Below are 16,664 nucleotides of genomic sequence, written 5' to 3' on the forward strand. Positions count from 1 at the left end.
TTCCGCAGACAAGGTCGTCAGAGGTCCAATGAGCCCTCTTGGAGCCCTCTCGTGAGCCCTCTCGCAAATCGCCGCTTCCTGAAGATGCACGGCGCCGGCAACGCCATCGTCGTGCTCGACCTGCGCGGAACTGCGGTCCGGGTGACCGCGGCCGAGGCCCGCGCCATCGCGGCCGACGTGCATTCGCGCTTCGACCAGCTCATGGTCGTGCACGATCCCGTGACGCCCGGCACCGATGCCTTCATGCGCATCTACAACACCGACGGCTCGGAATCGGGCGCTTGCGGCAACGGCACCCGCTGCGTCGGCTACGCGCTGCTCGACGATCCGGCCATGGCGCGGCCTGCCGAGAACGGTGCCCTGACGCTGGAGACGAAGGCCGGACTGGTCGCGGTCAAGCGCATCACCGAGCGCTCCTTCACCGTCGATATGGGTCAGCCGCGCCTGCGCTGGGACGAGATCCCGCTCGCCGAACCGTTTCTCGATACCCGCCGCATCGAGCTTCAGGTCGGGCCGATCGACGATCCGATCCTGCATTCGCCCGCCGCCGTCAGCATGGGCAACCCGCACGCGATCTTCTTCGTCGAGCGCGATCCCGACAGCTACGATCTCGGCCGCATCGGGCCGCTGCTCGAGGCCCACCCGATCTTCCCCGAGCGGGCCAACATCTCCATCGCCGAGGTGACGGGCCGCGACACGATCAAGCTGCGCGTCTGGGAGCGCGGCGCGGGGCTGACGCTCGCCTGTGGCACGGCCGCCTGCGCCACGGTCGTGGCCGCCTCGCGCCTGCGCATGATCGGTCGGGCTGCCCGCGTGGCGTTGCCCGGCGGGGAACTCTCGATCGAGTGGCGCGCCGACGACCACGTGCTGATGACCGGCCCCGTCTATCTCGAAGGCGAAGGCACGTTCTCGCCCGACCTGTTCGCCGGGATCGACGGGTGAGCGTCGAGACGCTCACTTTTGGCTGCCGGCTCAACACCGTCGAATCCGAGGTGCTGCGCGGCCATGCCGAGCCTGGCGCCGAGGGGCGCGACCTCGTCGTCGTCAACACCTGCGCCGTCACGGCCGAGGCCGGGCGGCAGGCGCGCAAGGCAATCCGCCGGCTTTCCCGCGAACGGCCCGGCGCCGAGATCGTCGTGACCGGCTGCGGCGCCGAGGTCGAGCGCGCAAGCTACGCCGCGATGCCGGAGGTGGCGCGCCTCGTCGGCAACGCGTCCAAGCTGAGGCGGGAGAGCTGGCAGAGCGGCACCGCGCCGGCGCCTGAAGACATCATGGCCGTCCGCACGGCCGAGCCGACGCACATCACCACCATGAGCGGGCATACCCGCGCCTTCGTGCCGGTGCAGAACGGCTGCGACCACCGCTGCACCTTCTGCGTCATTCCGTTTGGGCGCGGCAATTCCCGCTCCGTGCCGCTCGCCGAGGCGGTGGCGCAGGTGCGCCGCATCGTCGAGCATGGCGGGCGCGAGGTGGTGCTGACCGGCGTCGATCTCACGGCCTATGGTCGCGACCTCGATTCCGAGTTGAGCCTCGGGCGCCTCGTTCGCACGATTCTCGCCGAGGTGCCGGATCTCGTGCGGCTGCGCCTCTCTTCGATCGATTCGGTGGAGGCCGATGCCGAGCTGATCGCTGCCTTCGCCGAGGAGCCGCGGCTGATGCCGCATGTCCACCTCTCGCTCCAGGCGGGCGACGACCTGATCCTCAAGCGGATGAAGCGGCGCCATTCGCGTGCCGACGCGATCCGCCTGTGCGAAACCCTGCGCGACCTGCGGCCCGGCCTCGTCTTCGGCGCCGACCTGATCGCCGGGTTTCCCACCGAGACCGAGGCGCAATTCGCCCGCTCCCTCGACCTCGTGGCCGAATGCGGGCTGACGCATCTGCACGTCTTCCCCTATTCGCCGCGCCCCGACACGCCCGCCGCGCGGATGCCTGCGGTGCCGGGCGACGTGGTCCGCGCGCGGGCCGCCCGGCTGCGCGAAGCCGGTGCGGCGGCTCTCGCCCGCCACCTCGACGGCGAAGTCGGCGCCCGCCGCCGCGTTCTGACCGAACGGGGCGATACCGGCCGGACGGAGGCGTTCTCGCTCGTGCGTTTTTCCGGGCCGGTGCCCGCCGGAGAGATTCGCGAGATCACCGTTACCGGGCATGACGGGCAGGCTCTGCTCGCGGCCTGAACGAGACCCGCCCATCTGTGTTCCCCGGCCGGAGCGGGATCTACGGGGCGGAAGCGGTCATTCCGCACGCCTCGAGCCCTGCCCGCATATGCGCGGGCGCCGGCGCCTCGACGGCAATCGCCTCACGCTTCGGATAGAGCGGCAGGCTCAAACCCCGCGCATGGAGTTGCAAGCCCGGCCCGTCCCGTCCCGCGCTCCCGTAGATCGCGTCGCCGCGGATCGGCCAGCCCATCGCCGCGCAGTGAACCCGCAATTGGTGGGTCCGTCCCGTGACCGGCTTCAGTTCGAGCCAGGATAATCCCTCACTCCGACCGAGAACCCGGTAGAGCGTCAGCGAGGGTGCACCGGCCGGATCGGTCTTCATCCACCAACTGCGCGGATCGTCCGAACGTTTGGCCAGCGGGAGGTCGATACGCCCTTCCATCGCCTCGGGGCCGCCTTCGACCAGCGCCCAATAGGTCTTATCGACCTTGCCGTCGGCGAACAGGCGGTTCAAACGCGCCAAGGCTTTGGCGTGTCGGCCGAGCACGAGGCAGCCCGACGTGTCACGGTCGAGCCGGTGCGCGGCTTCCGGGCGGCGCGGCAGGCCGAAGCGCAGGGCGTCGAGATGGTCGGTCAGCGTCGGCCCACCCTTCGGGCCCGGATGCACCGGCAAACCCGCTGGCTTGTCGATGACGAGCATCAAGGCATCGCGGTAGAGGAGCGGAGGCCCTATCTCCGGTCCGACGGTGCGATCCGACACTGAAACACGCGCGTTCATGCTCCACGGGCTAGAATGTCGGATCGTCGCGGGCAAGGTTTGAGCAGGGCAAGATTTTGAACAAGGGACGCGGATGAGCGACGACGAGAAGCCCGGCTGGTTCGGACGCCTGTTCGGGCGAAAGGGCGCGCCCGAATCCAAGTCCCCCGAGCCGGTGCCGGCCGAGGACGCAGCGGCCGAGGAAACGCCGGCCGGGGAATCGGCCACGCCGGATCCGCTGTCGCCCGCCTCCGCATCCGAGGGGCAACCGGTCTTCACCACCGCGGCGGACGACGTCGCCCACGTGCCGCCGGCGGTGAGCGAGCCCGCGCCGGACGATCCCGACAAGAATCGCATCCCCGATGAACTGGAGGGCGCCGACCTCCAGCCCGAGCCGCAGCCGCCATCCGGCGAAGCACCGCAGCCCGACGAGATTTCTGCCGAGAGCGAACCGGCGCCCGCCCCCACCGAGACGGCTGAGAAGCGGAACTGGTGGTCGCGCCTGACCGGCAGCGAGGAGGAGACGCCTGCACCCGCGGCCGAATCCGAACCGCCGGTCGAGGTCGATATCCAGCCGGTCGATTCCGCGGCGGCACTCGCGAGCGATGCGGTGTCCGGCGCGGTCGAGGGCAGCGAGAAGCAGGGCTGGTGGTCGCGCCTGACCGCCGGAATGCGGCGCACCTCCTCCGCACTGTCGGACCGGGTGACGGGCCTGTTCACCAAGCGCAAGCTCGATGCGACGACCCTTGAGGATCTGGAAGACGCGCTGATCCAGGCCGATTTCGGCGTGGAGACTGCGACACGTATGTCGGAGGCGGTCGGCAAGGGCCGCTACGAGAAGGGCATCTCGCCCGACGAGGTGCGCGCCATCCTCGCTACCGAGATCGAGCGGGCGCTGGAGCCGGTGGCGCTGCCGATCGAGATCGATTCGGCCAAGAAGCCCTACGTGATCCTGACGGTCGGCGTGAACGGCGCCGGCAAGACGACGACGATCGGCAAGCTCTCGCTCAAGTTCAAGGCCGAGGGGCGCAGCGTCATGCTGGCGGCCGGCGATACGTTCCGCGCGGCGGCAATCGAGCAGTTGCGGGTGTGGGGCGATCGCACCGGCACGCCGGTCATCAGCCGGGCGCAGGGCTCGGATGCGGCCGGGCTCGCCTTCGACGCGTTCAAGGAGGCGCGGGAGAACGGCACCGACGTGCTCCTGATCGACACCGCCGGCCGCTTGCAGAACAAGGCCGGGCTAATGGCGGAGCTGGAAAAGATCGTCCGGGTCATCCGCAAGCTCGATCCGGAGGCACCGCATGCCACCCTGCTGGTGCTCGACGCCACCGTCGGGCAGAACGCGTTGAGCCAGGTCGAGTTGTTCTCGCAGGCCGCACCCGTGTCGGGCCTCGTGATGACCAAGCTCGACGGAACGGCACGGGGCGGTATTCTGGTGGCGCTCGCCACGAAGTTCGGCCTGCCCGTGCACTTCATCGGGGTCGGCGAGGGCGTGGAAGACTTGGAGCCGTTCGCCGCGCGGGACTTTGCCCGGGCGATCACCGGCCTTCCCAAGGAGTAGCCGATTGCCTGCCCCTAGAGCCGCATCCGACCTGATTGCATCCGGTCAGCGCCTCTAGGTCTTCGTTTTGACGCGCATTCTTTCGACGAATCGGAGACCACTTCGTCGGAATGCGCTCTAGGAGCATCGTGAGAGTGTCCGCATGAAGGTCGAGAGCGTTCCGCCGCGCCGGCACCTGCCGCCGCTCCTCAAGCTGGCGCTGGAAGTAGGCCCGCTGACGGTCTTCTTCCTCGGCAACGCCTATGCCGAGCGCTTCGGCGTGGCGGCCGAGAGCAAGCTGTTCGTGGCGACCGGCGTGTTCATCGTCGCCACCATGATCGCGCTCGCCGTGCACTTCGCCCTGCTGCGGCGGCTGCCGATCATGCCGCTCGTTTCCGGTGTCGTCGTGCTCGTGTTCGGCGGCCTGACGCTGGTGCTGCAGGACAAGACCTTCATCATGATGAAGCCGACCATCGTGAACACGCTGTTCGGCCTCGTCCTGCTCGGCGGCCTCGCCTTCAACAAGTCGCTGCTCTCAGTCGTGCTCGACAGCATGTTCGCGCTCACCGACGTGGGCTGGCGCAAGCTCACCTTCCGCTGGGGCCTGTTCTTTCTCGCGCTCGCGGTCGTCAACGAGGTCGTCTGGCGCACGCAGACCGAGGATTTCTGGGTCAGCTTCAAGGTGTTCGGCATCATGCCGCTCACGGTCGCCTTCGCCCTGGCCCAGACGCCGCTGCTGCTGCGCTATGAGCGCAAGGACGAGGCCGAGGCGAACGCCAGCTGACTAGTCTCAGCCGATCCGCCGCGGCATCCGGAACGGCAGCATCAGCCGCACCAGCGGGTTGCGGAAGCGCCTGAGTGAAAGGCTCTCGTGCACGGGCTGCACCGCCTCGCCGTCGAGGGTCGAGGCGAGCAGCGAGCGGGCATAGAACGGCGTGTCCTCGAAGGTACGGATCACCTGGGCGCAGCCGTCGTCGCTGCGGGTCGTGCGCGGCATCCGCCACAGGCCGGTGGGCGGCAGGCCGGCGGCAAGCGGCGGGCGCATCTCGCGGCGGGTGCCGTCGGCGTCGAAGCGCAGCGTCAGGTTCTGTCCGCTGCCATCGGTCCGGCGCACGTCGTAGAGGATGGCCGAACCGCGCTTGAGCGGTGCGCGGCACCAAGTCCAGTCCGTGAAAGCGTCTTCGAGGGCGCCGTCGCCGTCATTGGTGTCGTGATAGCCGCTGCCGCGCCAGGAGAGGGCGGGCGCGGTAAACGCGGCCTCAACCTCGCAATCCGGCGCCATCGGCCACCAGCGGTGCAGGCCGTGCGTGTCGAGGGTGAAGGGCTGCGCCGTCAGCGCCCGCGGCCGCACCCGCACCGTGCCCCTTACCGCCCGCGGGACCGGCGAAGATCGCTCGTCGAGGCGGATCGTCAGCACGCTGCCGTCCCATTCGAGGGAGGACGGCCCGAGGCTGAAGCTCGTCGCATCCCGCGCCAGCGACCCGGCGTTGCGCTCGGTCATGGCGAAGCGGTTGCCGCGCTCGCCGTAGAGCACGACGTTGACGGCGCAGTGGGCGAACGGGTCGCGCGCCGCATCCCAGGCATAGTAGGGCGAGAACACGCTGCCGATGAAGGCGATCACGGTGAGCCCCTGGCGCCCGTCCTCGCTCACGGCATCGACGTACCACCAGACATAGCCCCCGCGCGTCACCGCCCCGTCGAAGCAAGGTCCGCGCGCAGTGCCGCCGCCGCGAGCCGGCCCGACTGCGCTGCCATCGGCACGCCCGGCCCCGGATGCACGCTGCCCCCGGCCAGATAGAGCCCCGGCACCCGCGTCCGCGCCCCCGGCCGCTTGAAGGTCGCCGTCCAGCCGTGTGAGGCCCGGCCGTAGAGCGCCCCGCCCGTCCCCGGAAACAGGCCCGCGAAATCCTGCGGGGTCGTGATCGTCCCCGGTCCCGTCGGCTCCAGCGTGAGTCCGCAGGCCGAAAGCTTGCGAAGGATGGTCGTCTCGCATGCGGCGATCTCCGTGGGAGTGAAGTGACGCTCCCCGCCATCGGCGGGGGCATTGACGAGAAGGAGCAGGCGTTCCGGCCCGTCAGGGGCCGAACCGCCGTCGCCGTCCCGGTCCTGCGCGCAGACGTAGACGGTCGGGTCCGGCGGCAGGCGGCGGCCGCGCAGGATCGCGTCGAACTCCGCCCGGTAATCGGACGAGAAGAAGACGCTGTGGTGCGCGAGGTCGAAGCCCTTCGCCCGCGCCGTCGTGCAGATGGTGAGCGCCGAGAGCGAGCGTTCGCGGGGCGGCAATCGGTCGCCGGCCGCCGCCGCATCGCGCCCGAGCAGGCCGCCGCCGAGGGCCGCCACGTCGGCGTTGGCGATCACAGCGTCGGTGGCGATGCGCTCGCCGCCGACGAGTTCGACCCCCGCGACGCGGCCGCGCTCGGTCAGGATGCGCGCCACATCCGCGCCGGTGCGCAGCTTCGCGCCGCGGCGTTCGGCCAGATCCGCGACCCCTCGCGCGAGCCGGCTCAAGCCGCCCTCGACGGTCCAGACGCCCGCCTGCTCCACATGCGCGACCAGCATCAGCGTGGCGGGCGCCTCGAACGGCGAGGCGCCGCAATAGGTGGCGTAGCGCCCGAAGAGTTGGTGCAGGCGCGGATCGCGGAAATACTCGCCGAGCGCCGACCACAGGGTCGCGAAGGGCTGGATACGCCAGAGGCTACCGATCCCCGAAAGGCCGACGCGCTGGGCGAGATCGATGGGGCTCGGCCGGTCGGCGCGGATGAACGGCCCTTCCAGCGTGCGGTAGACCTCGGCGGCACGGGCGCAGAACCGGCGATAGCCCTCCGCCTCGCGCGCGCCGGCGAAGGCGCCAATCGCCGCTGCCGAGGTGTCGATATCCGCGAACAGGTCGAGCCGCTCGTGCGCGTTCCAGGCATGGCGGGCCAGCAGGGCGGCCGGCCGCAGCCGCATCTCCGACCCGAGGTCGGCGCCGGCCTCGGCGAACAACTCCTCGAACACCCAGCGCATGGTGAAGACGGTGGGGCCCGCCTCGACTGGCACCCCATCCACGGCGAGCGAGCGCATCTTGCCGCCGACACGCGCGGCGCGCTCCAGGACGGTGACGTTGTGGCCGGAGGCGGCGAGGCTCAGCGCCGCCGCGAGCCCGCCGATGCCGGCTCCGATCACGATGACGCTTTTTTCTGCCACCGAAAATGCGCTCCGCCTCGCATCACCGTTGATCCGCGACGTCAACAGTGTCAAGTATAGTTGACATAAACGCAAGGCAAGTCAGCCTGACATCGGGAGGACGGCATGGACGTCGGCCGGCGGATCGAGACGGTGCTCGACAATGCGGTTTCGCATGCGGAGGCGCCGGGTGCGCCCCCTCTGCTGGCGGAAGCGATCCGCTACGCGGTCTTTCCCGGCGGCCACCGCATCCGCCCGCGGCTCTGCCTCGCCGTCGCGCTCGCCTGCGGCGACGACGAGCCCGCCACCTCCGAGGCGGCCGCCGCGGCGATCGAACTCCTGCACTGCGCCTCTCTCGTCCACGACGACCTGCCGTGCTTCGACGACGCGCCGACGCGCCGCCAGAAGCCCTCGGTCCATGCGGCCTTCGGCGTGCCGCTCGCGGTGCTCACGGGCGACGCCCTGATCGTCGCCGCCTTCGAGACGCTGGCACGCGGCGTGGTCCGCTCGCCCACGCGCCTCGCGGGCCTCGTCGGGCTGATCGCCCACGCCGCCGGCTCGCCCTCCGGCATCGTCGCGGGTCAGGCATGGGAATCCGAGCCTTACGTGGATCTGGTCGAGTACCAGCAGGCCAAGACCGGCGCGCTGTTCGCCGCGGCCACGGTGGCCGGTGCCGCCGCCGCGGGAGCGCCGCCGCTGCCCTGGCGCCTGCTCGGCGAATGCCTCGGGGCAGCTTATCAGGTCGCCGACGATCTGCGCGACGTCGCCTGCCGCCAGGAGGAGATCGGCAAGCCCGCCGGCCGCGACGCCACCCTAGGGCGTCCGAACGCGGCGGCCCTGCTCGGGATGGGCGGTGCCCTAGAGCGCCTGAAGCACCTTACGCAGGAGGCGATCGACGTGATTCCCCCCTGCCGCGGACAAGACGCCATGCGCACCGAGATCGAGGCGCAGACCCGGCTGTTCATGCCCGCCTCCCTGCGTGCGATGGCGTGAGGGCCGGCCTTGCCCGCCGCGATGACCGAGGCCGGACCCGCGCCGGAGAGGCGCGGCGGCTGGCGCGAGCGCTGGCTCGCCTTCCGCAACCGAACGGTCGCCAGCTCCGGCTTCCAGCGCTGGGCGGCGGGGTTTCCGCTCACCCGCGGGATTGCGCGGCGTAACACCAGGGCGTTGTTCGATCTGTGCGCCGGCTTCGTCTACGCGCAGGTGCTGTTCGCCTGCGTCCGGCTCGACCTGTTCACGCTGTTGCGCGACGGCCCGCTCGCCCCCGACGCCCTCGCCCGGCAGCTCGATCTGTCCACGGATCGCGCCCTGACCCTGCTCAAGGCCGCCGCCTCGCTCGACCTGATCACGCGGCTGCCGGACGGACGATTCGCCCTGGCCGATCTCGGCGCGGCGCTGATCGGCAATCCCTCGGTCGCGGCGATGATTGAGCACCACGCGATGCTCTACGCCGATCTGGCCGATCCCGTCGCCCTGTTGCGGGGGGAAGCGGGGCCGACACGGCTAGGGCGCTACTGGCCCTATGCCGAAGCCGGCGAGGCGGCGCGGCTCGGCCCGGATTCGGTTGCGGCCTATAGCGGCTTGATGGCGGCCTCGCAGGAGCTGATCGCCGACGACGTGCTCGACGCACTGCCGCTCGGCGATCGTGCGTGTCTCATGGATGTCGGGGGCGGGGAGGGCGTGTTCCTCGCGCAGGCCGCCCGCCGCCATCCGGGGCTGGCCCTGCGCCTGCTCGATCTCCCGCCGGTCGCGGAACGGGCAGGCGCCCGGCTCGCCGCCGAAGGCCTCGGGAACCGCGTCACCTGCCTCGGCCGGAGCTTTCTCGGCGCCTCCCTGCCGGAGGGCGCCGACGCGATCACCCTGGTGCGGGTCGTCCACGATCACGACGACGCAGTCGCCCTGGCGCTCCTGCGCGCGGCCTACGCGGCACTGCCGCCCGGCGGCCTTCTGGCGATCGCCGAGCCGATGGCCGGCACGTCCGGCGCGGAGCCGGTGGGGGACGCGTATTTCGGCTTCTATCTCCTGGCCATGGGCAGCGGCCGGCCCCGCACGGCGGACGAGTTAACGGCCATGCTGACCCAGGCCGGCTTTAGTGAAATCCGCGAGCGCCCCACGCGGCGCCCCCTGCTGGCGCGATTGATCACCGCAAAGCGGCGCTAAGAGTGTAAAGTTTACTTGACGCAAATTTACGTCCATCTAGGATGACATCAAGCGGTTCAGCCATCTGCGGAGTCGCAATCAGCAACGGGGAGGCAGGGAGATGGAAGCGTTGGCCGTCGTCCTTGAACGACCGGAGCACTTGGCGCTCAGCCGGCTCGCGCTCACCCAGGCGACGCAGGGCGACGCGACCGTTGCCGTCTCCTGGAGCGGTATCAGCACGGGGACCGAGCGCCTGCTCTGGTCCGGCCGGATGCCGCCCTTTCCCGGCATGGGGTATCCGCTGGTGCCCGGCTATGAGTCGGTCGGCACGGTGGTCGAGACCGAGGCCGGCAGTGGCCTGCGCGTCGGGCAAACCGTGTTCGTGCCGGGCGCCCGCTGCTTCGGCGCGGTCAACGGTCTGTTCGGCGGCGCGGCCTCGCACCTGATCGCCCCGGCCTCCCGCCTCGTCCCGGTCGATGCCGCGCTCGGCAACCGGGCCTGCCTCATCGCCCTGGCGGCGACCGCTTACCACGCCCTGTCCGGCATCGTGCCCGGCAAGCGCAGTCTGATCGTCGGCCACGGCGTGCTCGGCCGGCTGCTCGCGCGGCTGACGGTGCTGGTCGGCGGCGAGCCCGTGGTGTGGGAGCGCGAGACGCTGCGGGCTGCGGGTGACTTCGGTTATTCCGTGCTCGCGCCCGACGACGATCCGGCGCGTGATTACGCCACCATCACCGACGTCAGCGGCGATTCGAGCCTGCTCGACACGCTGATCGGCCGCCTCGCGCCCGGCGGCGAGATCGTACTGGCCGGCTTCTACGAAACGCCTCTCGCCTTCGCCTTTCCGCCCGCCTTCCTGCGTGAGGCCCGCATCCGGGTTTCGGCGGAGTGGCGGCCGGGCGATCTCGCGGCGGTCCGGGCCCTGATCGAGGCCGGACGCCTGTCGCTCGACGGTCTCATCACCCACCGGGTGCCCGCCACGGGAGCGGAGGAGGCCTACCGCACCGCTTTCGCCGATCCGGCCTGCCTGAAGATGATCCTCGATTGGAGGGCCTGCTCATGAACCTACAGCTCAGCAAGGCGGCGCTGGACGCCGCGACGACGCTGCGGGCCGAGGCCGCCATCGAGCCCGATCCGGTCGCGACCGGCGAGATCAAGCGCGAGACGCAGATCATCGCGATCTACGGCAAGGGCGGCATCGGCAAGTCGTTCACCCTGGCCAATCTCAGCTACATGATGGCCCAGCAGGGCAAGAAGGTGCTGCTGATCGGCTGCGACCCGAAGAGCGATACGACCTCGCTCCTGTTCGGCGGGCGCGCCTGCCCGACCATCATCGAGACCTCGACGAAGAAGAAGCTCGCAGGCGAGGCGGTCGCGATCGGCGATGTCTGCTTCAAGCGCGACGGAGTCTACGCGATGGAACTCGGCGGGCCGGAGGTCGGCCGCGGCTGCGGCGGGCGCGGGATCATCCATGGCTTCGAGCTGCTGGAGAAGCTCGGCTTCCACGAATGGGGCTTCGACTACGTCCTGCTCGACTTCCTCGGCGACGTGGTCTGCGGCGGTTTCGGCCTGCCGATCGCCCGCGACATGTGCCAGAAGGTCATCGTCGTCGGCTCCAACGACCTGCAATCGCTCTACGTCGCCAACAACGTCTGCTCGGCGGTCGAATACTTCCGCAAGATGGGCGGCAATGTCGGCGTCGGCGGTCTCGTCATCAACAAGGATGACGGCACGGGCGAAGCGCAGGCCTTTGCGGACGCGGCTGGCATTCCGGTGCTGGCCTCGATCCCGGCCGATGACGACATCCGCCGCAAGAGCGCGAATTACGAGATCATCGGCAAGCCCGACGGGCGCTGGGGCTCGCTTTTCGCCGACCTCTCGAAGAACGTGGCGGACGCCGCACCGCACCAGCCGACGCCGCTGAGCCAGGACGCGCTGCTCGGCCTGTTCTCCAGCGAAGCCACGGGACGCAACGTGGTGCTGGAGCCGGCCACCATCGAGGACATGTGCGGGCGAACCAGCCTCACCAAGCCGTCCCTCGAAGTCGTCTACGACGAGGTCTGAGCCATGGCGGTCAGCCTCGACATCACCGCGCTCCGCGCCCGCCGCCCCGAGGGCATCGATCTCGCCGCGACGCAGGGCGACGGGCTCGGCTGCCATGCCGGCAAGGACGCGATGCGCGCGGCTGCCGAAGCGGCCGGCCTGTCCGGAACGCTGGAGCAGTACCGCAAGGACTACCCGGCGGGGCCGCACGATCAACCGCAGAGCATGTGCCCGGCCTTCGGCTCCCTGCGCGTCGGCCTGCGCATGCGGCGCACGATGACGATCCTGTCGGGCTCGGCCTGCTGCGTCTACGGGCTGACCTTCACCTCGCATTTCTACGGTGCGCGCCGGAGCGTCGGCTACGTGCCGTTCAACTCCGAGACGCTCGTCACCGGCAAGCTGTTCGAGGACATCCGCGAGGCGGTCTACGCCTCGGCCAATCCGCAAGATTACGACGCGATCGTCGTCATCAACCTCTGCGTCCCCACCGCGTCGGGCGTGCCGCTGCGCCTGCTGCCGAAGCAGATCGATGGCGTGCGCGTCATCGGCATCGACGTGCCGGGCTTCGGCGTGCCGACCCATGCCGAGGCCAAGGACGTGCTGGCCGGCGCGATGCTCAAATTCGCCCGCAGCGAGGCGGAGACCGGCCCGGTTCAGGCGCCGCGCGGAGGCCGCTCGGAGCGTCCGTCCGTCGCGCTTCTGGGCGAGATGTTCCCGGCCGATCCCGTGGTGATCGGCGCGCTCCTCGAACCGCTCGGCCTCAGCGCCGGCCCGGTCGTGCCGACGCGGGAATGGCGCGAACTCTACGGCGCCCTCGACGCCGCGGCGGTGGCGGCGATCCATCCGTTCTACACCGCGAGCGTGCGCGAGTTCGAGGCGGCCGGGCGGCCGGTGATCGGCTCCGCCCCCGTCGGGCATGACGGCACCGCCGACTGGTTGGCGGCCATCGGCAAGGCCTGCGACGTACCACGGGACAGAATCGCGGCGGCGCAGAACCGGCTTCTGCCGGCGATCCGGGGGGCGCTGGCGGCGGCGCCGATCCGCGGGCGCATCACGCTCTCGGGTTACGAGGGCTCGGAACTTCTGGTCGCCCGCCTCCTCCTCGAGAGCGGCGCCGAGGTGCCCTATGTCGGCACCGCCTGCCCGCGCACGCCCTGGTCCGAGCCGGACCGGGTCTGGCTGGAAGAGCGCGGCGTCAGCGTCCGCTACCGCGCCTCGCTGGAAGACGATCTCGCCGCGTTCGAAGCGTTCCGGCCGGATCTCGCCATCGGCACGACGCCGGTGGTGCAGAAGGCCAAGGAGGCCGGCACGCCGGCGCTGTACTTCACCAACCTGATCTCAGCGCGCCCGCTGATGGGCGCGGCCGGAGCCGGCTCTCTGGCGAAGGTCGTCAACGCCGCCCTCGCCAACCGGCCGCGCTTCGACGTCATGCGCGCCTTCTTCGAGGGCGTCGGCACCGGCCACGCCGCCGGCATCTGGCAGGAGGTGCCGGTGCTCAAGACCGCGCCGAAGGCAGCGGCTCCCCTGAAGCCGATCGGGGAGATGGTCTGATGCTCGTCATCGATCACGACCGCGCCGGCGGCTACTGGGGCGCCGTCTACGTCTTCACGGCGATCAAGGGCCTGCAGGTGGTCATCGACGGCCCCGTTGGCTGCGAGAACCTGCCGGTCACCTCGGTGCTGCACTACACCGACGCCCTGCCGCCGCACGAACTGCCGATCGTCGTCACCGGCTTGGCGGAGGAAGAACTCGGCCGCCACGGGACCGAGGGCGCGATGAAGCGGGCGCATGCCACGCTCGATCCCGGCCAGCCCAGCGTCGTGGTGACGGGCTCGATCGCCGAGATGATCGGCGGCGGTGTCACTCCGGAGGGCACCGGGCTCCAGCGCTTCCTGCCGCGCACCATCGACGAGGACCAGTGGCAATCCGCCGACCGGGCGATGAGCTGGCTCTGGCAGGAATACGGCGCCCGGCGCTTCGCCAAGAAGGGGATTCCGGCCCGGCCCGAGCGCAAGGCCGGGGAGAAGCCGCGGGTCAACATCATCGGCCCGGCCTACGGCACTTTCAACATGGCCTCGGACCTCGCCGAGATCCGCCGCCTCGTGGAGGGGATCGGCGCCGAGGTGAACCTCACCTTCCCGCTCGGCTCGCACCTCGCCGACGTGCCCAAGCTCGTCAACGCGGATGCGAATATCTGCCTCTACCGCGAGTTCGGCCGCCTGCTCTGCGAGAGCCTGGAGCGCCCCTATCTCCAGGCGCCGATCGGGGTGCTCTCGACCACCAAGTTCCTGCGCACGCTCGGCGAGATCCTGGGGCTCGACCCCGAACCGTTCATCGAGCGCGAGCGCCACACCACGATCAAGCCGGTCTGGGACCTGTGGCGTTCGGTGACGCAGGACTTCTTCGGCACCGCGAGCTTCGGCATCGTCGCGACCGAGACCTACGCTCGCGGCGTGCGCCACTTCCTCGAAGAGGAGATGGGTCTGCCCTGCCACTTCGCCGTCAGCCGCAGCGCGGGCACGAAGCCCGACAACGCGGCGGTGCGCGAGGCAATCAAGACGAACCCGCCCCTCGTCCTGTTCGGCTCCTTCAACGAGCGCATGTACCTCGCCGAGGCCGGCGGGCGGGCGATCTACGTGCCCGCCTCGTTCCCCGGCGCGATCATCCGGCGGCACACCGGCACGCCGTTCATGGGCTATGCCGGCGCGACCTACCTCGTTCAGGAAGTCTGCAACGCCCTGTTCGACATGCTCTTCCACATCCTGCCGCTCGCGCGCGACATGGATGCGGTGGAGGCGACGCCCGCCCGGACGCATCGCGAACTGCCCTGGGACGAAGCGGCCCGCACCCGGCTCGACGCGCTGGTCGAGGCCCATCCCGTTCTCACCCGGATTTCCGCCGCCAAACGCCTGCGCGACGCTGCCGAGCGGGCCGCGCGCCGGGTCGCGGCCGAGCGCGTCGCCGCGGCACATGTCGAGCGGGCGCAGGGCGACCTCGTCTCGGGGAGCGCCGCATGAGCGCCGGTCTCCTCCATCCCCTTCACCCTCCGGCCCCTCGCGGAGCCGGACAGAATGCGGAGCACCAAGTCATGGGAGTGGTCATGCAACGATCGATGCCCGCGTCGTCGCGGCTGCACAGCGAGGCGGTCCAGTTCCGGATCATCCTCGCCGCGACCTACCCGTTCTTCCTCGCCGCCGCCCTGGTGCAGCGTTTCCGACCGGGCACCGCGCCGCGGCGCGGCCTGCCGCCGTTGCGCCGTTCCGTCTTCGGTGAGGCCAAGGCCATGGCCGTCTCGGCGATCCCGTTTGCCTTCATGGGCTAGGGGCCCCGCGCGTCGCTTCGCGAACCGGCAACTGCCTTCGCGACGATGCGCCAGCGCCTCAGAACTTCCGTGCGGTGACACGGGGGATCCCTGCGCCGTGATGTCATCGGGTCACGGCGACACCCGCCACGCCTGTCAACGCGCGGCATAACCAGCGGAGGTTCGATCGATGGCGAACGGTATCATGGAAAGACCGAGCAGCCTGTCCGGGCTGACGGAACCCGAAGCCAAGGAATTTCATGCGATCTTCCTGACGAGCTTCATCATTTTCACGGCCATCGCCGTGGTCGCCCACATTCTCGTCTGGCTGTGGCGCCCCTGGTTGCCCGGGCCGAAGGGCTACGCCCTGCTCGACGGTGTGACCAACGCCGCCCACGGCCTTGTGTCGATGATCGGCTGAGGAGACGCGCGATGCACAAGATCTGGCTTCTGTTCGATCCCCGGCGCACCCTCGTCGCGCTTTTCACCTTCCTGTTCGTCCTGGCGCTGCTGATCCACTTCATCCTGCTCAGCACCGACCGGTTCAACTGGCTGGAAGGCCCGAAGGACGCGAAGGCGGCCGCCGCTCACAGCCTCGTCCTCCCGACGATGCCGGCCTGACCGCCGGTTCTGCCGCGGGCAGGCTCTTTCGGGTCCGCCCCGGCATCCTTCGTCCTCACCGCGGGGATTTCCGCCATGGCGATGCTGAGCTTCGAGCGCAAATACCGGGTCCGCGGCGGCACTCTGCTGGGCGGAGACCTGTTCGACTTCTGGGTGGGGCCGTTCTACGTCGGCTTCTTCGGCGTCACGACGATCTTCTTCTCGGTGCTCGGCACCGCACTGATCCTCTACGGCGCGGCCATCGGCCCGACCTGGAACATCTGGCAGATCAACATCGCGCCGCCCGACCTGAAATACGGGCTGGCGCTGGCGCCCCTGAAGGAAGGGGGCCTGTGGCAGATCATTACCTTCTGCGCGATCGGGTCGTTCGTCTCCTGGGCGCTGCGCGAGGTCGAGATCTGCCGCAAGCTCGGCATCGGCTACCACGTGCCATTCGCCTTCGCGGTGGCGATCTTCGCCTATGTCTCGCTGGTGGTGATCCGCCCGTTCCTGATGGGCGCCTGGGGCTACGGCTTCCCCTACGGCATCCTCTCCCATCTCGATTGGGTGTCGAACACCGGCTACCAGTATCTGCACTTCCACTACAATCCCGCGCACATGCTCGCCGTGACGTTCTTCTTCACGACGACTTTCGCGCTGGCGCTGCACGGTTCGCTGATCCTGTCCTCGACCAATCCCGCCAAGGGCGAGACGGTGAAGACGCCCGAGCATGAGGACACCTATTTCCGCGACACGATCGGTTACTCGATCGGCACGCTGGGCATCCACCGGCTCGGCCTGTTCCTCGCGCTCTCTGCCGGATTCTGGAGCGCAGTCTGCATCGTCATCTCGGGGCCCTTCTGGACGCAAGGGTGGCCGGAATGGTGGGGCTGGTGGCTCAACCTGCCCGTGTGGCGGTGAACCGGATCGCCGCCCGGCATCCGCGCCGGCCGGCCTGAAGCGCAGGTT

General features: G+C 69.9%; 17 protein-coding genes. 14 read left to right on the forward strand and 3 right to left on the reverse strand.

Annotated features, from left to right (window positions below):
- The first annotated feature begins 51 nt into the window (after positions 1–51).
- Both dapF and mtaB read left to right on the forward strand, forming a co-directional pair.
- Positions 52–942 (forward strand): diaminopimelate epimerase, encoded by an 891-nt coding sequence (dapF, locus tag OVA30_RS09795; RefSeq protein WP_268175321.1) that lies wholly within the window; start codon positions 52–54, stop codon positions 940–942.
- Positions 939–2,171, forward strand: coding sequence for a tRNA (N(6)-L-threonylcarbamoyladenosine(37)-C(2))-methylthiotransferase MtaB (gene mtaB / locus OVA30_RS09800; RefSeq protein WP_268175322.1), 1,233 nt, complete (start codon positions 939–941; stop codon positions 2,169–2,171). The genes dapF and mtaB overlap by 4 nt, the downstream gene beginning before the upstream one ends.
- 40 nt (positions 2,172–2,211) lie before the next feature.
- Here the strand turns inward: mtaB and OVA30_RS09805 are convergent, their stop codons facing one another.
- Positions 2,212–2,931: an RluA family pseudouridine synthase gene (locus tag OVA30_RS09805; protein WP_268175323.1), complete on the reverse strand. Its 720-nt coding sequence runs from the start codon at positions 2,929–2,931 to the stop codon at positions 2,212–2,214.
- Between the two features lie 73 nt (positions 2,932–3,004).
- Between OVA30_RS09805 and ftsY the strand changes: the two genes are divergently transcribed.
- Both ftsY and OVA30_RS09815 read left to right on the forward strand, forming a co-directional pair.
- Positions 3,005–4,471: a signal recognition particle-docking protein FtsY gene (gene ftsY / locus OVA30_RS09810; protein ID WP_182567371.1), complete on the forward strand. Its 1,467-nt coding sequence runs from the start codon at positions 3,005–3,007 to the stop codon at positions 4,469–4,471.
- Between the two features lie 142 nt (positions 4,472–4,613).
- Positions 4,614–5,234, forward strand: a complete 621-nt coding sequence (locus OVA30_RS09815) for a septation protein A (protein ID WP_015823064.1) — start codon at positions 4,614–4,616, stop codon at positions 5,232–5,234.
- 6 nt (positions 5,235–5,240) lie between these two features.
- On the opposite strand, the gene OVA30_RS09820 is transcribed toward OVA30_RS09815, so the two are convergent.
- Together OVA30_RS09820 and crtD are read right to left on the reverse strand one after the other, a co-directional pair.
- On the reverse strand, positions 5,241–6,140 hold the full coding sequence (locus tag OVA30_RS09820) for a carotenoid 1,2-hydratase (protein WP_268175324.1): 900 nt from the start codon (positions 6,138–6,140) through the stop codon (positions 5,241–5,243).
- Complete coding sequence (gene crtD / locus OVA30_RS09825; protein ID WP_268175325.1) at positions 6,137–7,636, reverse strand: 1-hydroxycarotenoid 3,4-desaturase CrtD; 1,500 nt, start codon at positions 7,634–7,636, stop codon at positions 6,137–6,139. The genes OVA30_RS09820 and crtD overlap by 4 nt, the downstream gene beginning before the upstream one ends.
- Positions 7,637–7,741: 105 nt before the next feature.
- Between crtD and OVA30_RS09830 the strand changes: the two genes are divergently transcribed.
- The 10 genes from OVA30_RS09830 to pufL all read left to right on the forward strand — a co-directional run bounded on the left by OVA30_RS09830 (position 7,742) and on the right by pufL (position 16,616).
- Positions 7,742–8,608: a polyprenyl synthetase family protein gene (locus tag OVA30_RS09830; RefSeq protein WP_268175326.1), complete on the forward strand. Its 867-nt coding sequence runs from the start codon at positions 7,742–7,744 to the stop codon at positions 8,606–8,608.
- A 21-nt stretch (positions 8,609–8,629) separates the two neighbouring features.
- A complete protein-coding gene (locus OVA30_RS09835; protein ID WP_268177480.1) occupies positions 8,630–9,775 on the forward strand; it encodes a methyltransferase in 1,146 nt (381 codons plus the stop codon).
- 100 nt (positions 9,776–9,875) lie between these two features.
- Entirely contained in the window at positions 9,876–10,814 is a 939-nt protein-coding gene (gene bchC, locus OVA30_RS09840) for a chlorophyll synthesis pathway protein BchC (RefSeq protein WP_268175327.1), read from the forward strand.
- The gene (locus tag OVA30_RS09845) at positions 10,811–11,815 is read left to right on the forward strand and encodes a chlorophyllide a reductase iron protein subunit X (protein ID WP_268175328.1); all 1,005 of its coding nucleotides are present in this window, start codon (positions 10,811–10,813) and stop codon (positions 11,813–11,815) included. Before bchC ends, OVA30_RS09845 begins: the two co-directional genes overlap by 4 nt.
- 3 nt (positions 11,816–11,818) lie before the next feature.
- Positions 11,819–13,345: a chlorophyllide a reductase subunit Y gene (bchY, locus tag OVA30_RS09850; protein WP_268175329.1), complete on the forward strand. Its 1,527-nt coding sequence runs from the start codon at positions 11,819–11,821 to the stop codon at positions 13,343–13,345.
- Positions 13,345–14,811, forward strand: a complete 1,467-nt coding sequence (gene bchZ / locus OVA30_RS09855; protein ID WP_268175330.1) for a chlorophyllide a reductase subunit Z — start codon at positions 13,345–13,347, stop codon at positions 14,809–14,811. The genes bchY and bchZ overlap by 1 nt, the downstream gene beginning before the upstream one ends.
- A 71-nt stretch (positions 14,812–14,882) precedes the next feature.
- The gene (locus OVA30_RS09860) at positions 14,883–15,116 is read left to right on the forward strand and encodes a hypothetical protein (RefSeq protein ID WP_268175331.1); all 234 of its coding nucleotides are present in this window, start codon (positions 14,883–14,885) and stop codon (positions 15,114–15,116) included.
- Between the two features lie 169 nt (positions 15,117–15,285).
- Complete coding sequence (gene pufB / locus OVA30_RS09865) at positions 15,286–15,516, forward strand: light-harvesting antenna LH1, beta subunit (RefSeq protein ID WP_003601874.1); 231 nt, start codon at positions 15,286–15,288, stop codon at positions 15,514–15,516.
- A gap of 11 nt (positions 15,517–15,527) precedes the next feature.
- Complete coding sequence (gene pufA, locus OVA30_RS09870; RefSeq protein WP_003601873.1) at positions 15,528–15,716, forward strand: light-harvesting antenna LH1, alpha subunit; 189 nt, start codon at positions 15,528–15,530, stop codon at positions 15,714–15,716.
- A 75-nt stretch (positions 15,717–15,791) separates the two neighbouring features.
- Complete coding sequence (gene pufL / locus OVA30_RS09875) at positions 15,792–16,616, forward strand: photosynthetic reaction center subunit L (protein ID WP_003601872.1); 825 nt, start codon at positions 15,792–15,794, stop codon at positions 16,614–16,616.
- Positions 16,617–16,664 lie beyond the last annotated feature (48 nt).

It is taken from the genome of Methylorubrum sp. SL192 (genome assembly GCF_026672325.1).
In the GTDB taxonomy this organism is placed as follows: Bacteria; Pseudomonadota; Alphaproteobacteria; order Rhizobiales; family Beijerinckiaceae; genus Methylobacterium; species Methylobacterium extorquens.